The organism is Streptosporangium sp. NPDC049078 (assembly GCF_040648855.1).
Lineage (GTDB): Bacteria > Actinomycetota > Actinomycetes > Streptosporangiales > Streptosporangiaceae > Streptosporangium.
On the sequence record NZ_JBEZEL010000005.1, the window covers coordinates 380,042 to 398,438 of the forward strand.

An 18,397-nucleotide genomic window follows, 5' to 3' on the forward strand; every position below is an offset into this window, starting at 1 on the left:
GCTCATCGACTCTTCCTGCCGGTGCGCAGCCGACCGTATCGCTTCATGGCCCGGTCGGCGGCGCCGTACAGGACCGGGCTGTCGAGGATGAACCGCCGCACCCGGCGGACCGGCTCGGTACGCAGCCAGTGCGCCGCCGCGCCCATCGACCGGCGGCGCACGATGCCCTCGGTGACCGGGACGGTCCTGCTGCACAGCGCGTCCTTGTACTCCGAGCCGTTGCTGATGCCCAGGTCCAGCGAGGTGATCCCGAGCTTCGCGGCGGACTCGACCATGCGCAGGTGCTGGATCAGGCCGGGGGAGTATCTGGCGTACTCGGGATCGTACGCGGGGAACCAGCCGATCATCGTCGTGCCGGTGCGCAGCCCGAAATGACCCGCGACGGGCCTGCCGTCGGCGTACAGCATCGACAGCGGCCCCGCGAAGTCGTCGGTGTCGACGGCGTGCAGGCGTTCGACCAGCTCCACGACCCACGCCTTGCCGAAGCGGTCGGCGCGGCCCATCCTCTGGTACTGGGCGGACTTCCACCGGCGCAGCAGCCGGAAGCTCTCGGGGTCGTCCACCGCGAACTCGGCGGTGACCTCGCCCACGTCGCGGCTCAGCTTCCGCTCCTTGTACAGGGTGGACTTGAGGAACTTCGGGGAGCGTCCGCGCAGCTCGTCGAGGAAGGCGTGGTAGCCGTCGGCGAAGTCGAGAACCACGGCCTCCTGTCTGAGCGTCTCGAACGGCTCGAACCACGGCTGGTGGTCGACCAGACAGCCGAACTCCCACACGCTCAGCCCGCACGCCCGAAGCAGGGCGTCGGAGTCGAACTCGGCGCCCGGCCGGTGGACGACCCCCTGGGAGAGCGACACCCACCCGCCCAGAGCGGCACTCACCCCGCCGCCGTGCAGTTCGAAGGGGAAGAACCCCACGGGCCCGCCGGACTCGCTGATCACCGCTACCCGCGCTTCCGGGCGAACCTCGCCCATCGCGATCGTGAAGTCCGGGCTGAGGAAGGGATTGTCCAGGTGTGAGGTGGAACATTGCATTCCGCGCCATGCCGAGATCTCGGCCGGGCCCAACTCCGCGGGCCGGATGACGCTGATTCTCATGCGCCGTCCCCCGTCGCGCCGGGGCGACCGGCGGTGTGCGCGAACCTACCGTTCACGAGGCCGATGGTCCTTTCTCGAAGCCTGGGACCAGGCAATCGGACGTCGTTGGAGCAGGGGAGGTCCGGACGGCGCGCATGGGGACGTGCGTCACGGCACGTGGAAACCGTCCCAGAACCAGGCGGCGGCTGATCCCCCGATCACGAACCGCCGATCCCCCGACTTCCCGAGTGGCGAATCCCCCGATCCGCTCTTCCCTCGAATCGCCACCCGATGCGCTGAATCTATCGGGATATCGCCCTATTCGCTTAGTAACGAGATAGTTCGCTTGGTAATACGACAGGCTCGCTACGCGACGTCGAAGGAGGCCGGTCCCGAGGGCGTCCTGGGCGGCAGCGGAGGGACCGCGGGGATGAGCCGCTCGATGACCGGCAGGGCGCGATGGGCGTACAGCGGGTCGATCGGCAGCACGTGCCGGGCCCACCAGCGCGCCACCTCGGGCTCGGGTGAGGGGTCGGTGAACTCGGGCAGGTAACCGTCGTACGGCGGGTCGTAGAGGTATCCGGTGGCGACCCCGTGCCGCTCCAGCTCGGCGATGGCCGCGTCGCGGCCGTAGACCAGCAGCGGAACCCGGAAAAGCGGCTGGTCCAGGTGGCGGCGTACGGCCGGGGCGACGGTGGGCAGCGCGGCCAGTGTCGAGACACCGGCGATCCGCCGCGACCGCTGGCGGGGCAGCGCGTGCAGGCGCCTCGACTGGTACCAGCGAGAAAGGTGGCCCCGCCTGGCCCGGTAGTCGTGCAGGTCGGCCCGGACCCAGGAGTCGAACGCCGGCAACTGCTGGGGTGCGTACTCCATCGCCTTGAGCAGATCCTCGGGGCGTGGCGCGATGCGGTATCCCTCGCGCTCCTCCTCCATGCCGAGGGCGCGCATCGCCTTCAGCGCCGGGCGGACCATGTTCAGGCGCAGCGCGGCGTGCCGGCCCGCGGAGGTCAGCACACTGTGGATCTCTTTCTTGAAGACACCGGGCTGCAGCAGCCGGTCGCGGTCACGCTCCAGGGCGCGCAGATCCGAGAGGTGCTCGACCGCGATCACTCCGCCGGAGCCCGCTCCCGCGTGCTTGGACAGGCTGAACACGCCGGCCACCCCGAAGGTGCCGATCGGCCTGCCGTTCACGCTCGTCTCGATCGCGTGCGCGACGTCCTCGATCAGGATCTTGCCGCCGAACGCGGCCACCCGGTCCGGCAGGCCGTACAGGTTGGTGGTGAGCACCGCGTCGACCGTGTCGAGGTCGACGGCGTCGACGTCGATGTTGCCGTCGTCGAGGGAGAGGGGGGCGATGACCGGGCGCAGCCCGGCCGCGAGCACGAGGAAGAGGATCTCGTCCGCCGACAGCGGTGACATCAGCAGCCGCTGACCGGGGCTGCACCAGTGCCGCAGGGCCAGATACAGGCCAAGGCGGTTGGAAGGCAGCGGAAGACAGAGGCGATGAGTCCGCTTCGCCACTATGTGCTCAGGAGTCACCGGAGACCAGATATCACGTACGACATCGCGACCGCAAACCGGAAGGGCCGTGTCGCCCTAACCGGTCGCCACCTGGGATGTTTTGCCATGTTTCATCACTCTGCGCATGTTTGGGAAGATCAGCAGCGCGACCAGGAGCTGGCTGCCGAGCATGGCGTAGCCCACCGCGGCGATTCCGAAGTGGGGGAAGAGCACCGCTATCGAGGTGAGGACCAGGACGGCCATCCCGATCTGGACGAGGGCGAGCTTGCGTGCCTCGCTCTGGGCGCGCAGCATGCTGAGGCAGATCTCGATCACCGTCTGGGGGAGCACGGCGATCGCCATCAGGCGCAGCAGCGGCGTGCCCGCCTCGGCGAACCCCGGGCCGAACACGCCCAGGATCAGCGGCGCGCCGAGCACGACCACCGCGACGACCGGCCCGACGATCAGGAAGGTGCGCCGCAGCGCGTTGCGCACGCTCTGTCCCAGCTGGGCGGCGTTGAAGGAGCCCTCGACGGTGAGCGAGACCGCCATGTTGGCCGCGAGCAGCCCGACCATGGAGCCCAGGGTGTGCGCTATCGAGAAATAGCCGAACGTCGGGGCGTCGTCGAGCCAGCCCGCGACGATGACCGGGACGAGATAGAGGATCAGCAGGATGGAGAACGCGCCGGGGAAGTCTCCGGCGAGGAAACGCCCCACCTCGCGCAGGCGCGGCGGGTTCGCCGCGGTCACCTCGGTGTTCTTGACGTGCTTGGGGATGATGACCCCGAAGATGAGCCAGCTGATCGGGATCAGCGCTATGGCCGTCGGCACGATCCACGAGACGAAGATGCCGCCGAAGACGCCGCCCTGCGGCAGCGCGTGCGCCAGCGCGATGAGCAGGCCCATCTTGACCAGGCCGAACGCCAGGCTGTTGACCGGCACCCAGACGGCGTTGCGCAGCCCGGCCAGCGTCACGTCCTGGAGGGTGAAGATCGTCCACACGAGCACCGAGGCGAGGAAGAACAGGCCGGGACCGAGCCCGCCGAGGTCGGCGTAGACCGATCCCCACAGCGGTAAGGTCAGCAGGAACCCCAGCGCCGCCACCAGGCCGGTGGCTCCGGCGACCGCGTAGCCGCGCAGGATGAACTCGGCGGTGCGGCGCCCGGCCACCGGGATGAACCTGGCCATGGCGCCCGCGAAGGCGAGCCCGGTCAGGGAGGAGAACAGCCGCATCGCGCTGATCTGGGCCTGCCCCTCACCGAACGCGGTGGCGCTGTACAGGTGCGTGGCGAGGAACCAGTAGCCGAGCCCCAGTACGGCGGTGATCCCCGTGTTGATCATCAGCGCGTAGCCCTGCAGGAACAGTGGGTTCCTGAGGTCCTTGCGGAGGCGGTCCATCAGGCCGGTCCCGCGTGCCTCGGTGGCCGTCCCGCCCGTCGCCCGCTCGCCTCCGTCGCGCGTCACGCCGCCATCGTCGGCCGGACCGCTTGCATCGACCTTGCCGTCGGCTGTACGGAGACCGGAGGCCGTGTTCGCGCCGGGGCGGAGAATGTCCGGCCCGCTGCCCGGCGTGGGGGCGCCGCTCCCCGGCCCGGCGTGCCGGCCGGTGCCGTGCTCACTCACGCCGGTCTCTCCGATCCGCGCCGTCCCCGAAGGCGGCGCGGGAGCGCCGCGGATCGCTCGGGCGGGGTGGGGCGGTGGTCTCGTCGACGGTGTCGGAAGGGCTCGTCACCGGCCTTCGCGTCTCGTCGCGAGACCTGCCGGTCACCGAGGGGTACATGAGAATCGGCACGTGAGTCATGATGCCCCAGTTTCCGGCGGGCCGTGTCCGGCATGTATACGGAAGTCCCAGGCAGGGCTTGATTGTGATAAAGGCTGCCCCGTTTTCGTCGGGATTGGGATGAGCGGGAGTGGCTGAGATCACCTCAGCGGGAGGTGAGGAGGCGGTCCAGGACGCGGACGCCGAACTCCAGACCCTCGACGGGGACACGCTCGTCCACCCCGTGGAACATGCCGAAGTAGTCGAGGTCCGGGGTGAGCATCAGCGGGGCGAAGCCATAGCCCCTGATGCCGAGCCCGGCGAAGGACTTCGCGTCGGTGCCGCCCGACATCACGTACGGCACCGGTCGCGCCGACGGGTCCTCGGCCACCAGGGCGGCGCGGAGCCGGTCGAAGAACGGCGAGTCCAGCGGGGCGGAGGGGGCGTCCTCGATGTTGACGAACTCCCGGGTCACCCGGGGGCCGAGCAGACGGTCGATCGTCTCCAGGAACTCCTCCCGATGCCCTGGCAGGAACCGCCCGTCCACGTGTCCCTCGGCGGTGCCGGGGACCACGTTGACCTTGTAGCCCGCCTGGAGCATCGTCGGGTTCGCCGAGTTGCGGATCTGCGCCCCGAACAGGTCGCCGATCCTGCCGAGCCGCCGAGCCTCCTCCTCCAGCCGGTCGAGATCGATGCGCTCGCCGAGAACGGCCGACAGCTCATCGATCAGCGCCGCCACTCCGGGCGTCAGCCGCACCGGCCAGCGGTGGGAGGCGATCCTGGACATGGCGTGGCAGAGTTCGGCCACCGCGTTGTCCACCGGCGGGCGGGAGCCGTGGCCCGCGACGCCGGTCGCGGTGAGCCGCATCCAGGCGGTACCGCGCTCGCCCACCGCGACGGGGTAGATCCGCGCGCCCCCGGCCTCGACGCTGTAGCCGCCGGACTCGCTGATCGCGTCGGTGCAGCCGTCGAACAGCTCGCGGTGGCGCCGTACCGCGTAACGCGCTCCGTACTCGCCGGTGGCCTCCTCGTCGGCGAGGAAGGCGAGGACGATGTCCCGATCCGGCCGCACCCCGCGCCGGGCCCAGTCGCGGACCAGGGTGAGCGTCATGGCGAGGGTGCCCTTCATGTCGATCGCGCCCCGGCCCCAGACGCATCCGCCGAAGACCTCGCCGGAGAAGGGGGGATCCGCCAGTCGGACGGCCTCGCGGGGACCACGTCGAGGTGGCCGTGGATCAGCAGGGCCTCGGGCGAGTCGCCGGGGATCCTGGCGATCACGCTGGTCCTGCGGCTGGCCGACTCGAACACCACGGGCTCGATCCCGGCGTCGGACAGCAGGGTGGCGACGTGCTCGGCCGCCGGACGTTCACCGGTGCCGGGGTTGGTGGTGTCGAATCTGATCAGATCCGAACAGATCTGTGCGACCTCGCTCATCAAAGAACGCCCCCGGAGCCAGATTCCCAAAGCTTTTCATCAAAAGGTGCATACCCCTCCGGGTTGGAAGTAGCACCCCATGTGGTCATTATGTGGTCGTTTCGAGCACTCCCGGTCGGCTATGACGCCGCCACCCCTACAGGGTCCGGGAGCCCGGCCTCACTCGCTGTGCGCGGTCTGCGGGGTTTTTTTGGTCGAGCCCTTCGCCACGCTGGGGTCGCCCGCGGCGAACGCCTCGGCGACCTTTCCTCCGATGCGTCCGCGCTCGCTCACCTCGATCCCGTGGGACTTCGCCCACGCCCGGATCTCGGCGCTCCGCTCACGGTTGCCGCCGGAACCCTTCGCCCTGCCCTTGCGGCCCATGGAGGTGCTCGCCTTGCGGGCGGCGGACTGGAACGGTCTGAGGGCCTCGCGAAGTTTCGTGGCGTTCTTCGAGCTCAGGTCGATCTCGTAGGCGGTGCCGTCGAGGCCGAACGAGACGGTCTCGTCGGCCTTCTTACCGGTGATGTCATCGGTGAACGTGACGACTTGCTGACGTGCCATTGTGTGACTCCTTAATCTTGGCGCCGGAGCGTGCGGCCGTGAACCCGGCCGACGATGGTCCCGCGTCTCTTCCCCGCGCGTAAAACTCTAGTCCCTCCTTTCGTTGTCGCGCCCAGGAAACCCCTGTTCGCCGGAGATCCACTCCCTCAGGTTAATTACTCGAGGTCGAACTCCGGCGTCTCCACGTCATTGGTAAATGCTTCCCGTTCGCGGGGCATTAAAAACGACGACGACACCGGGACCCCTTGGCGGCTTGTATGCCGGGCTCTGTCGGCCGCCCCGGCGGGCTTTACCGAAGGGGTGCCGGGGCGCTTTGGAGTTTCGTGACCTCCGGGTGGTTTCCATCCTGGCCGCCCGGAAAAAAATCGACTTCCACCACTTCGGGGCACTCCGGTGCATCGTTCGGCCGCGGTTCGTTTCCCGCGCTCCGCGGCGCCGGAGGCGCCGGCCTGCCGCGGCGGTCCTCTCGGCCGGCAGACAGGTTCTTTCGTTCCATTTTCGCTGCTCACGGTACTTGTCACACCGAGAGCGACGGAAGGGACGAGGGGTGGGCCAGGCCGGGAGAGGTGGAAGGAGAGGCTTCGCGCGGTTCGCGCCGGACGCTCGGCGGACAATTCGCGCACGCCGGAAGTTCGTAACCGAGCGCGTTCCGGGATTCCGGAGGACAAATGGCTTCCCCGCCCCCGGAATGCGCGCCGCCCGTGCACGGGTTTCAGGTGTCCGGTATCGGGCGCCTTCGAAGGCGCCGCCGGTACGTTGCCGATCACATTGAGGTGTGATCTCGACACTCTCCGGTAAGGCAAGACTCGCCTTGCGGACCGTATGATTCCGGGCGTCTCGCATTGCGGGAGAGGGGGGACGGCGGTGGTCGTTTGCTCCTTGGCCGACATTGGCCCGTTCCATCACCCGGATCAATCGCGCGGCCTTCCCCGAATTGTTCGCGAACCGATCGGAGATCGGATAGGCGTATTGACCTGATCCCGGCGTTCCCGGTTCGGCCGGACCCCGGGGCCCGGCGCCCGGCCGTCCGGCCCGATCACCGGATCGCCCGGACGTGCTCACCGGGGACTCCCCTCCGGCCCGCCCGGCGGCCGGGAGGTCCGCCGGTCCCGGGCCTCGGACGGGCTCCCGAACCCTCGGCCCTTCGCCCCGGAGTCCCGGGAGCCCCAGGAGCCCGAACAGTCCCGGCGGCTTCGGCAGGAGTCCTCGGCGTCGGTGGCCGACGCCTGCCGTGCGGACGAGATCGGATTTGTCGGTAGCGATCTCTACCGTCCGGCTCATGACGAACGCAGTGCAGGCCTACGCCTATGCCGGCCCCTCCACACTCGCCGACGGACATCTGGGCCTGTCGACATCCGGTGGCCGGACCACGTCGGGGTTTCTCGACCATCCCCGCTTCTTCAGCGGAGTGCTCACCCAGGCCGCACCGGCCGCGACCGGCCTGCTCGCGGTCGCCGACGTGGCATTGGCCCGCTACCACCGGCCGCAGCCGGGATTCACCCGCGATCCGGTCGTGACCTGTGGTGGCGACCGTCTTCGATTCGAGTCCTTCTCCGCCTGCGGTGGCGTCTACGCCCGGCTGGACGTGCTCGGCCCCGCCCTCGACGGTGAGATCTTCGACCGGGGCACCACCAACGTGGACGTCAACAACCCGCTGCGTGAGGCACTGGCCAGGGTCGGCGCCCGTGACCCGCTGCACGTCGGGGTCGGCCCCGACGAGCTCACCGTGACCACCCTGGACGGCGCGGTCGTGGAGAAGAAGGTGCCGCTGCCCGACCGGTGGCTGCGCGGTTTCGCGGAGGTCCAGGTGATCGCCTCCGGATTCGACCTGCGTGCCGAACTCGCCGGGCCGCAGGCCGTCAGGTTCCTGCGCGGCCTGCCGAAGCGGGCGACGGCCGAGGTGTGGGCGGTCCCCGCGGGCAGGGAACTGAGACTTTCGGAGCGGGCCCTACCCGGTGGGGTCCATCTGGCCGGGGCCGGCAGGCTGGCGACGATGATGCCGTCGTTGCGCTTCGCCAAGGCTCTGCGGGTGTACGGGCCGGCGGACGGCTCGGGGGCGAGCGCCTGGGAGCTGGAACTGCCCGGTATGCGGTACACACTGGTGCTTTCTCCGCAGGCTTGGCGCGGTTTCTCCGGGGAGGGAGCCGTCCTGGACGATCTTTCCTCGGACGTGGTGGCCGGCGACGCCGACCTGGTCGGCGTCCTGCTCGACTTCGAGCCCACCCTGGAACTCGGCCTGCTCGCCGAACGCTCCGGGCTCGCGCCGGAGCGGGTCCGGGCCGCGCTCACCCAGCTCGGCACGGCGGGCCGGGTCGGCTACGACCTCTTCGAGGCCGCGCACTTCCACCGCGAGCTGCCCTACGACCGCGACCACGTCGCGGCGCTGAACCCCAGGCTCGGCTCCGCCCGCGCCCTGCTGGCCTCCGGCGCCGTCCGCCTCACCGGTGCCGATTCGGCCGAGGTGACCACCGGAGGCGGCGTCCGCCTGGTGCGGACGGCGGAGGGGTCGTGCACCTGCCCGTGGTGGTACGACCACCGGGGCTCGCGAGGCCCCTGCAAGCACGTGCTCGCCGCCCGGATGGCCGCCGGCACCCCGGACGCCTCCCCGGCGGCGCCGCTCTCCCACGTCGGGGAGGACTCCCGATGACGGTCTGGGACGAGGTCCGCGACCTCATCGACAACGGTGGCCTCGACGAACTCGCGGCCCGGATGGCGGGGCTCGACGCCGCCGGGCGCAAGGAGGTCGCGAAGGAACTGCCGGGACACCTCAGGTCGGTGCGTCTCGGGACGGACGACTTCGAGCGGTGGGAAAGCCGGGGCGCGCGGAGAGAACGCCTGCGGGTGGCGGGCGCGGGCTCGCTCGGTGGCGCGGCGGCCGTGGCCACCTGGCTGAACCGCCGCGAATTCGCGTTCTTCAGCTGGGAGAGGCCGGGCGACACCGACGCCCTCATGACGGTGATCTCCGCGCGGGAGCCCGAGTGGCAGGCCGATCTGGTCACCCGGCTCACGCTCCGGATCCGCGACCGGACCTCACCGGGGGTGCCGCTGGCGCTGAACCTGCTCCGCCGTACCGGCGTGACCCCGCCCGAGCACGACCCGCTCGTGCTCGGCTGGCTCGCCACGCCGCCCGGTGCGAGCAGGCTCCGCAGGGATCCGCTCTTCGACACCCTGCTGCCGAGGATCTTCGAGGCACAGGGTGTGGGCCGTGCCCTGCGCGAGGAGCGAAGCACCCCGCTGCGCTCCGACTCCTGGCTCGGTGCCCTGGCCATGCTGGGCGGCGAGGGGCGGGCGAGCCGCGAGATGCTCGTGAACGGCTGCGTGAGCCGGTTCCTGCGCGGAGGGGACGCCGTCGACCTGCGGTTCTTCGTCCGCCTCCACGAGCTGCTCGACCCCACGTACGCGGAGGTGGAGGCCCGCGCCCGCGACTACCTGCGCCTGCTGCCGGCCGCGCCGGGGCCGGTCGCGGAACTCGCGCTCAGGCACCTGCGCCGCCTCGACCACCTCGACCCGGCCGACGTGACCGAGGCACTGGAGGGCGTGCTGTTCCGCGCCGAGAGCGGGCTGGTACGCACCGGGCTGACCTGGCTCGACCAGACCCTGCGGCGGTCGCCGGAACGGGCCGACGAGCTGGCCCCGGCTCTGGCGTCCGCGTTCGGACACGAGGCGTACGCCGTACAGGAACGTGCCACGCGCCTCGCGGCCAAGCACGCGGCACACCTCACCCCGCTCGGCGCGGAGACGCTGCGCTCGGCGCTGGACGCGCTCCCGCCCGACCTGAGACGGCTCCTCGCCGAGACGGTCGGGGGAGAGCCGGAGCCCGAGGCCGAGCCGGAGGTCCTCGTCCCGCCGCCGCTCATCCCACCCGATCCGGTAGGAGCCTTCCCCGACCCGCCGGGTACGGTCGCCGAACTGGTCCGCGCGGGCTCCTCTCGCGACTGGCAGGAGGCCGAGCGGTGGCTCGCGGGCTTCGTCCTGCTCGCGATGGAGGACCGCGAGGCGCTGCGCGCCGCGCTCAGCGGGAGCGTCGACCGGATTCACGAGCTCTACCGGAGGGAGGACTGGTACGCGCCGCACGACTGGTTCACCGCGATCGCCGCCGAACTCGTCACCCCCGGCGCCGACCCCGGACCGGCGGTTCGGGAGGATCCCGAGGTTTCCGAGGGGTGGACCTTCGGGAACGTCACGACCGGTTCGGGGAGCCTGGGCGGCTGGGAGATGTTCCTCGGTGATTTTCTCGCCGGAGCGCGCGACCAGATCATGCGGGTCCTCGCCGGAGTCGGCGAGGGCGGCGGGGCGACAGGGCCGGGGGAGGCGTACGGCGCCGCCCGGGTGCTCAGGCCCGACCGGCTCCCCGGTGAGTACGACGTCTCCGCGCCGCACCGGTTCGTGCTCCGGCGGTGCGCGGAGGTGCTCGCCGCGCTCAGGGCGGGAACGCTGCCGCCGGTCCTGCTCGCGACCCCGACCGCCGCCACCGGTCACCTCGATCCCGCCGTCTTCCTCACCCGGCTGGAGGCGGTCGAGGCCACCGGGGCCGAGCCGCTGCCCGCCGACTTCCAGCAGGCGCTGCTGCGGTTGCCGGCGACGGTGGAGCCCGAGGCGGTCGTCCGGGCCGGAGGGCTCACCTCCGAGGCCGGGCGCCGGGCGGCGCGATGGCTGGCGGAGGGGCCGGTCGAGGTGGAGACGCGCGTCCGCTGGACGTTCAGCGAGAACGGGGACCTTCGCCACACCGACGAACACGAGCCGCCTCCGGGCGCCCGCCTGAATCCGGTCCCCCGGGTGCGGGCCGAAACGACCGGCCTGCCCTTCGTCGACGAGCTGCTCGGCGAGGTGCCGAGCAGCCACGGGGAGATGCACGGCCAGTGCCTGGGCTGGTGGCCCGCCGTCCTGCCCTCGCACCGCGACGTGGTCGCCGCCGGCTATCTCCCTCATCTGCTCCACTCCTGGTACCGGCCCGGGGTCCAGTCGGAAGACGTCGAGGCGCTCACCGCCGGTGAGGGGCCGGCCGGTGAGCCGATCGCGCTGCTGCTCGCCTTCTTCCTCGCCCAACGGGATCCGGACCGTGGCGTGCGGCTGGTACTGCGGATGGCGGCGAGGGGGGACCTGCCCGCGGACGCGCTCGGCAGGCAGCTCGCCCTGCTCACGGAGCGGACCTGGGTGAAGCTGCCGCACGCGGTGGCCGGGCTTGGGCGGGCGGCCGGGCAGGGAGCCCACCGAGAGGTCTGGCAGGTGATCCGGGCGGCACTGCCGCACGTGTTGCCGGGGGAGGGGGAGCGGCCGCGCTCGGGCGCGACCGAGCTCGTCGCCCTGGGCGTGGAGGTGGCAGGCCGGGCCGGGGCGCGAGGAGAGATCACCGGGCTCGCCCCGTCGTCACGCCGTTCCTCGTCGGGGTTCGGCCGCCAGTGCCGCCGCCTGCACGACTATCTCGTACGGTCCTGAGCCCGTCCGCTCGGGGCGGGGGTGGCGGAACGGTGGCCGGGCGGACGCCGTCCCGTCGCGTGTGCGGAGAACGCCGAGAACGCCGTGGCGACGAGCTTGCGGATCAGCACCGTGAGCGCCGCGGTGATGATCGCCGCCCAGGTCTGGGCCTGGGAGAGGCGCAGGAGCCCGGCCGCGAGGAGGAAGTCGAGCAGCACTCCCAGGGCGGTGCCGGCGGCGGCGCCGGAGAGGAGGACGGCGAGCGCCGCGGCCAGTCCCATGACGACGATGAGGGGGACGAGCGTGCGGGCGAGGTCAGTCATTCCCCGCACCGGGCGGGACGCGCCCGCCGGGGTCGTCCGGCGAATCCCGCCCGCCGGGGACGGCCTGCGAGGCGCCCCCGCGTGCCTCGCTCATCGTGCGTCCCTCCCGCTGGATCTCCCTGTTCAGGAAGAAGTTCAGGGCGGTGCGGATGGCCGCGATCGCCGCGAGCTGCCCGATCTGCGGGAAACTCGGCGCGATCGCCGTGCGCAGCACGTCGCTCGCCAGCTGGAACTCCAGGCCGAGCGCGAGGAAGCGTCCCAGGAACAGCCGCACCGCGATGAACCCGTCCTCGTGCCGCCGTACGGCCACCAGCACGAACCGCACGAACGCGATCGCGGCGCCGACGAAGATGACGGCCGCCCCGGCCGCCTCGACGAGGCGTACCAGCAGGTCGACGAGCCGCCGGAGGGTCTCCTCCGGTAGAAGATCGGGCATGGGCTGCTGGTACCCCGCCGGATCCCGGCCCATACGCCCGCGGTCGCCACCCTGTCCGCGCCGCCCGGAGGCGGAGAGCGGCGCGGACCGGACGCCCGCGTCGCCCTCCCCCCGCCTCCCCCGGTCTCCCTCCGGCCGATCGGCGGCGCTCGGCCCGCCGTGTCCGTCGAGTGCCCGTCAGAGGTAGAGGCCGGTGTTCTCCTGGGGGGCCGGTGCGCGGTTGATGACGCCGTCGCGGAGGGCGAAGAGTTCGGCGAGGGTCGCGCCGGAGGCGGAGAGCCCTTCGGCGGTGCCGAGCCAGCGGGCGGCCTCGTCGTGGGGGAAGGCGCCGACCTCGATCTGGGCGAGGCAGCGGCCGGGACGGGTGACGGCAGGGTGGAGGTGGGCGAGGTCCTCGTTGGTGGTGATGGCCACCAGGACGTCGCGGCCCTGGCCGAGGAGCCCGTCGGTCAGGTTGAGAAGGCGTGACAGGCCCTGTCCGGTGGCCTCCTTGGCGCCGGACCTGATCAGTTCGTCACAGTCCTCCAGCACCAGGAGCCGCCACCGATCTCCGCTGTCGCCTCCGTCGTCGTGGTCATGGTCGTCGGAGCCGACGGCGACCTCCATGAGGTATCCGGGGGAGTGGAACAGCTGCTCGGGGTCCAGCACGCAGTCGACCTGGCACCACGACCGCCACTCGTGGGCGAGCGTGCGCAGCAGCGTCGTCTTGCCGGTGCCCGGCGGCCCGTGCAGCAGGATCAGCCGGCCGTGTGCCTCCGAGGGGGTGACGGACATCAGCCGCGACAGCGGTTCGCTCACGGACCTGGCGTAGTTGCCGGCGACCTCCGCCCAGGGAGCGGCGGTGATCGGCTTCTCCGAGCGGCGGCTGCCCCGGGGACCCTGCCACCAGAAGCCCATCGTGACGTGGTCGCTCTCGGGGGCGGGCTCCTCGGCGTCCCTCGTGATCTCCTCGATCACCGAGCGGGCCAGTCCCTCGTCGACCGCGGTCACGCTGACCGTGGCGGCGCGGTTGCGGTAGCGGATCACGCGCAGGGTCCAGCCCTCTCCGCACAGCAGCCGCGAGTCGCGGCCGTCCTTCTCCGAGGCCGCCCTGACGAGCCTTCCCGAGGCGGGGGCGAGAGAGGCGTCGGGACGGACCCGCTCCAGGTTCGCGGTGCGCGACCAGGGCTGGGCCCCGGTCGCGAAGGGGGACAACGCGAGGGCGTCGATCACGTCCACCGCCGCGTCGCCGTCGTCGAGCCAGATCTTCATCGGCAGCTCGACCGGGCGCGGCTCCGGCTGGAAGTCGACCTCCTTGAGTACGGACATGGCGCCAATGATCCTCGCGGGACGCTCTGCGGTCGAAGGGTTTTCGCGCCGGACTCAGGAGGCCGCCGAGGAAGCGGGGGCCTCGGGGGCGGTGCGGAGCAGGGCGTCGACCAGAGGGCTCGGCGGGCGGGTGAGCGGACCGGTGAGGACGAGGGCACGGGTCAGGGACGGCTTCAGCGGGATCATGACGAGCCCGGGGGTGAGGAGGCCGCGGCCGAGGTCGGGAACCGTCGAGACGCCGATACCGGCGGCGATCATTCCGATGAGTGTGCCGAGCTCGCGCACATGCTGGGCAGGGGCGTAGGGGACACCCGCCATGGAGCACAGCAGTCGGGTCTGCGGCTCGCAGCCCCCCTTGGAGACGAGCAGCGGATCCTCCGTCAGCTCGGCCATCGTGATGTGTTCCTGACCGGCGAGGGGGTGATCGGTGCGGACCACGGCGTGGAAGGCGTCGCGGCCCACCACCACATGCGCGGGAGGAGGGGGCAGCGGATCGACGAGGACGGCGGCGTCGACGACTCCGGTCTCCAGCCAGGGAGACAGCTCGTCGTCGTCACCCTCGAAGACCTGCACCTCGACACCGGGGAGTTCCGCGCGCCACGTCCGCATGAGCTGGGGGAGCAGCCCGCAGCAGACCGTGGGCGGGGCGGCGACGCGGACGACTCCGGTGTGCTGTCCCAGGTGTGCGGAGACGGCCTCGTCGATGGCGGACACCGAGGCGAGCGCCGCCTGGGCGTGCGGCAGGATCGTCGTCCCCAGGGCGGTGGGTCCCACGCCTCCGTGCCGCAGCACCAGCGGTGCGCCGAGAGCGCGCTCAAGTGCGGCGAGCGCGTGGGAGACCGCCGACTGGGACATGCCCAGCTCCTCGGCGGCCGCGCCGAAGCCGCCGTTCGCGATCACGGCGGCGAAGACTCGGAGTTGCGCGACCGTGGCCCTCATGAGGACATCTCATCACACCGCCGGGGCAACTCATTGGACACATGCTCAGCGCCTGATGAGACTGCTCCGGTGACCCGTGAAAGAACCTTCCCGGCAGCTCCGCGGGTGCGGGCGGCCGACGCCGCGCCGCTCCCGGCGAGCAGGTCGGTGCTCGCCCGATATCTCGCGCTCGCCCTGACCTGGGGGGCGAGCTTCCTGTTCATCAAGGTCGCTCTCACCGGCCTGTCTCCCGTCCAGACGGTGCTGGGCCGTCTCACGCTGGGAGCGCTCACCCTCAACGCGATCATGCTGGTCACCCGCCGGAGATGGCCGAGGCAGCCGAGACTCTGGGCGCACCTGGGGGTGGTCGCGCTGCTGCTGTGCGTGGTGCCGTTCCTGCTGTTCGCCTGGGCCGGGCAGCACATCCCCTCGGGGCTCTCCAGCATCTACAACGCCACGACGCCGCTGATGACGATGTTCGTGACCCTGGCCGCGCTCCGCCAGGAACGCCTGGACGCGGCGGGGGTGCTCGGCCTGCTGCTGGGTGCGGCGGGTGTCGTCGTCGTCCTCGCCCCGTGGAACCTGAGCGAGGCCGGCCCCGGATGGGCGCAGGCGGCCTGCCTGGGGGCGACGTTCTGCTACGGCCTGGCCTTCGCCTACACGCGGCGCTTCGTGGTCTCCTACGGCTACGACGCCCCCACGATCGCCGCCGCCCAGATCAGCGTGGCGGCCCTGATCATGCTCGCGCTGAGCCCGCTGCTGGCAGGCGGTCCGGTGCGCCTGGACCTGCCCGTCGTGGCGAGCATGGCCGCCCTGGGCGTCCTGGGTACGGGGCTCGCCTACATCTGGAACACCACGGTCATCGCCCGTTGGGGGGCGACGGCCGCCTCGACGGTGACGTACCTGACCCCGCTGGTGGGGGTCGTCCTCGGGGTGCTCGTCCTGGGTGAGACGCTGACGTGGAACCAGCCGCTCGGCGCGGTGATCGTCGTCATCGGCATCATGGCCGGTCAGGGCCTCATCGGTTCCTGGTCAGGTCGCCGGTCTCGGTGACCAGTTCGGGGCCGGGAACGTCCTTCCAGGTGTAGGTCAGGGCGTCACCTTTGCGCCTGAGCCACACGGTGCCGGGGATGCAGCCGGTGCCGGAGCCGAGGGTGAAGGTCAACTCCTCGGCGGTGACCTTGGCCAGGGTGATCCGCCCCTTGCAGCCGTTGACCGGTTCCGCCCATTCGGCTCCGTCGTCGCCCTTTCTGAGCGTGACCTCGATCCGCTTCTCGCCGGGGGAGAACGGGTTGGTGGAGGTGACGCCGTCACCGGCCCACGCTCCGGCGAAGGAGGCGGGGATCTCGACCCCGTTCCCCGGCGGGGCCGGCCTCTCGGTGCCGGAGGGTTCCGGAGTGGACGGGGCCTCGCCTCCGGACGGCGACGACGGCGACGGCGGGGTGGACGGTGTCGCCCGGCCGGAACCGTTGACGCCGGTCTCGGGGATGCCCGGAATGAGCCAGGCGGCGACCCCCGCGGCGATCAGCAGCGACACCGTGACGAGGGCCGCGCCGGTGACGGCGCCCCGCCGGCCACGGCGGGATTCCCGGGTCGTGAGCGCCGACCGTCCCGGAGGGGCGGCGATCCGGCTGCCGATCCTGGCCAGGTCCTCGGTGGACTCGGCGGAGGGGCCGGCGGCGACCGGGTCGACGAGGCCGACCATCAGCGCGCGGGCCGTCGGACGGCGGGCGGGATCCTTGTCCAGGCAGGAGGCGATCAACCCGGCGAAGGCGGGGGGCAGGGGCGACAGGTCCGGGTGGTGGTTGAGGATCCGGTTCAGCACGGCCGGCACGGTGTCGGCGCCGAAGGGAGGGCTGCCGCTCGCCGCGCAGAGCATGGTGGCCGCCCAGCCGAACACGTCGGAGGCGGGTGAGGCGGGAGCCCCGCCGATCTGCTCGGGGGACAGGTAGGCGGGGGTGCCGATCAGGCCGGAGGCGGTCGTGGCCGCGCCCTCCGCCCTCGCGATGCCGAAGTCGACCACCCTGGGGCCGTCGGGGCCGAGCAGCACGTTGGCGGGCTTGAAGTCGCGGTGCACCACCCCGGCGGCGTGGATGGCCGTCAGCGCGGTCGCCGTACCGACCATCAGGCGTTCCAGTTCGCCGCCCCGCAGCGGGCCCCGCTCGCGGATCCTCTCCTCCAGCGAGGGGCCGTCGACGAACTCGCTGACCACGTACGGGAGGGGGCCGTCCACGGAGGCGGTCAGCACGCGCGCCGTGCAGAAGGGCGCGACGCTCTCCAGGGCGGACAGTTCGCGGGCGAGCCGCGCCCGCGACGCGGTGTCGCCGCGGAACAGCACCTTCACCGCCACCCGCTCACCGCTGGGAGCGTGCGCGAGGTAGACGACGCCCTGGCCGCCCTCACCGACTCTCCCGGCAAGCTGGAACGCGCCGAGCCGAACCGGGTCGTCAGGGGTGAGGGGGGTCACGACCATGGGGGAAGGCTATCCGTCTTGTCGGTGATGTGAAGTGTGATGGGTGAACGGGGGACACGGAGGAGAAAGGGGAACCGCCCGGTTCGGGGCGGCGTGCCGGATGCCTGGCTCGCCGGTGCCCCACGGCGTTCGCGCCGAGGGGAGAGGAACCTGGAGAAGGGAAGCGCGCTCCCACCTCGACGGGGCTCGCCGAGCCTCGCTGGGCCGGGGGAGGGTGCGGTTTAGAGGGCCCGGCAGGGGTTAGGAGAACGGCTGTTTCGCTACCCGACGACCATCCGGAGTGCTTCCCCCATCACACCGCGACAAGGGATCAATTGGTTTAACGGCCTCATTGGTGCCGTGTCAGCCATTACGCTCCGGTAGGGCAATATCACTCAGACAGTGGAGACGTTTCGTGGCCATCGATCTCGTTACTCGCCGTGAGTGGGGCGCCCGCCAGCCGCGCGGTTCCTACAGCAAGCTCAACTCCACCAAGGGAGTGAAGGTCCATTACACGGGTGGCCAGGTCAGCCCGGACATCGTGAACGACCACGCCAAGTGTGTCGCGTTGGTGAAGTCCATCCAGAGCCACCACATGGACGGCAACGGCTGGATCGATGTCGGATACTCCATGCTGGTCTGTCCGCATCGGAAGGTCTTCGAGGGGCGCGGCGTGCGCAACGTCCCGGCCGCCAACGGCGCCGGGCTCAACAGCGACCACTACGCGGTGCTCGGCTTGGTCGGCTCCTCGGGGTTCACCAAGCCGACCGACAACATCCTGCACGGCATCCTCGACGCCATCGAATACCTCAGGGACAAGGGCGGGGCGGGCAGGGAGATCAAGGGGCACCGCGACGGCTACTCGACCAGTTGCCCCGGCGAGCCCCTGTACGCGTGGGTCAAGCGCGGCGCCCCACGCCCCGGCGGGGCTCCCAACCCGCCCGGACCCCACCCCTCCTTCCCCGGCCGCATACTCAAGCAGCCGCCGGTCATGCAGGGGGAGGACGTCCGCACCTGGCAGCGGCGGATGCGCGACCGGGGCTGGGCGATCGACGTCGACGGCCTGTACGGCCCCGCCTCCAGTGAGGTCTGCAGGAAGTTCCAGAAGGAGAAGGGCCTCGCCGTCACCGGCGCCGTCGACCGGACCACCTGGGACGCCGCCTGGCAGGAGCCCGTCACCTGACCGTCGCGTGACCGGCTCCCCGGTGGCGCGCCTCGCCGTCGCCACCGGGGGCG

14 protein-coding genes and 1 pseudogene are annotated in these 18,397 nt (G+C 71.4%); 4 read left to right on the plus strand and 11 right to left on the minus strand.

What is annotated here, in order from left to right; translation table 11 throughout:
• Positions 1-2 precede the first annotated feature (2 nt).
• The 6 genes and pseudogenes from AB0B90_RS10835 to AB0B90_RS10860 all read right to left on the minus strand — a co-directional run bounded on the left by AB0B90_RS10835 (position 3) and on the right by AB0B90_RS10860 (position 6,309).
• A complete protein-coding gene (locus AB0B90_RS10835) occupies positions 3-1,094 on the minus strand; it encodes a GNAT family N-acetyltransferase (protein WP_362922140.1) in 1,092 nt (363 codons plus the stop codon).
• Between the two features lie 345 nt (positions 1,095-1,439).
• The gene (locus tag AB0B90_RS10840; protein WP_362897072.1) at positions 1,440-2,594 is read right to left on the minus strand and encodes a DegT/DnrJ/EryC1/StrS family aminotransferase; all 1,155 of its coding nucleotides are present in this window, start codon (positions 2,592-2,594) and stop codon (positions 1,440-1,442) included.
• Positions 2,595-2,669: 75 nt separating this feature from the next.
• Positions 2,670-4,037, minus strand: coding sequence for a hypothetical protein (locus tag AB0B90_RS10845; protein ID WP_362922142.1), 1,368 nt, complete (start codon positions 4,035-4,037; stop codon positions 2,670-2,672).
• A gap of 151 nt (positions 4,038-4,188) precedes the next feature.
• A complete protein-coding gene (locus tag AB0B90_RS10850) occupies positions 4,189-4,365 on the minus strand; it encodes a hypothetical protein (RefSeq protein WP_350943757.1) in 177 nt (58 codons plus the stop codon).
• Between the two features lie 133 nt (positions 4,366-4,498).
• Positions 4,499-5,766: pseudogene (locus AB0B90_RS10855) on the minus strand (M20/M25/M40 family metallo-hydrolase).
• Between the two features lie 159 nt (positions 5,767-5,925).
• Positions 5,926-6,309, minus strand: coding sequence for an Lsr2 family protein (locus AB0B90_RS10860; protein ID WP_350943755.1), 384 nt, complete (start codon positions 6,307-6,309; stop codon positions 5,926-5,928).
• Positions 6,310-7,588: 1,279 nt separating this feature from the next.
• On the opposite strand from AB0B90_RS10860, the gene AB0B90_RS10865 reads away from it, so the two are divergent.
• Positions 7,589-8,956 (plus strand): SWIM zinc finger family protein, encoded by a 1,368-nt coding sequence (locus AB0B90_RS10865; RefSeq protein ID WP_362922145.1) that lies wholly within the window; start codon positions 7,589-7,591, stop codon positions 8,954-8,956.
• A complete protein-coding gene (locus AB0B90_RS10870) occupies positions 8,953-11,745 on the plus strand; it encodes a DUF6493 family protein (protein ID WP_362922147.1) in 2,793 nt (930 codons plus the stop codon). Before AB0B90_RS10865 ends, AB0B90_RS10870 begins: the two co-directional genes overlap by 4 nt.
• Here AB0B90_RS10870 and AB0B90_RS10875 read toward each other — a convergent pair.
• The 4 genes from AB0B90_RS10875 to AB0B90_RS10890 form a co-directional block, all read right to left on the minus strand.
• Entirely contained in the window at positions 11,727-12,047 is a 321-nt protein-coding gene (locus AB0B90_RS10875; protein WP_362922149.1) for a hypothetical protein, read from the minus strand. The genes AB0B90_RS10870 and AB0B90_RS10875 overlap by 19 nt on opposite strands.
• Entirely contained in the window at positions 12,040-12,483 is a 444-nt protein-coding gene (locus AB0B90_RS10880; RefSeq protein WP_350943750.1) for a DUF1622 domain-containing protein, read from the minus strand. Before AB0B90_RS10880 ends, AB0B90_RS10875 begins: the two co-directional genes overlap by 8 nt.
• A 177-nt stretch (positions 12,484-12,660) precedes the next feature.
• Positions 12,661-13,791: a DUF5925 domain-containing protein gene (locus AB0B90_RS10885; RefSeq protein ID WP_362922152.1), complete on the minus strand. Its 1,131-nt coding sequence runs from the start codon at positions 13,789-13,791 to the stop codon at positions 12,661-12,663.
• 54 nt (positions 13,792-13,845) lie between these two features.
• A complete protein-coding gene (locus tag AB0B90_RS10890) occupies positions 13,846-14,730 on the minus strand; it encodes a LysR family transcriptional regulator (protein WP_350943746.1) in 885 nt (294 codons plus the stop codon).
• A 69-nt stretch (positions 14,731-14,799) separates the two neighbouring features.
• On the opposite strand from AB0B90_RS10890, the gene AB0B90_RS10895 reads away from it, so the two are divergent.
• Positions 14,800-15,762, plus strand: coding sequence for a DMT family transporter (locus tag AB0B90_RS10895; RefSeq protein WP_350943745.1), 963 nt, complete (start codon positions 14,800-14,802; stop codon positions 15,760-15,762).
• On the opposite strand, the gene AB0B90_RS10900 is transcribed toward AB0B90_RS10895, so the two are convergent.
• Positions 15,728-17,182, minus strand: a complete 1,455-nt coding sequence (locus AB0B90_RS10900) for a serine/threonine-protein kinase (RefSeq protein WP_362922155.1) — start codon at positions 17,180-17,182, stop codon at positions 15,728-15,730. The genes AB0B90_RS10895 and AB0B90_RS10900 overlap by 35 nt on opposite strands.
• Before the next feature lie 394 nt (positions 17,183-17,576).
• Here AB0B90_RS10900 and AB0B90_RS10905 point away from each other — a divergent pair, with 394 nt between their 5' ends.
• Positions 17,577-18,344: an N-acetylmuramoyl-L-alanine amidase gene (locus AB0B90_RS10905; protein ID WP_350943741.1), complete on the plus strand. Its 768-nt coding sequence runs from the start codon at positions 17,577-17,579 to the stop codon at positions 18,342-18,344.
• Positions 18,345-18,397: the final 53 nt, after the last annotated feature.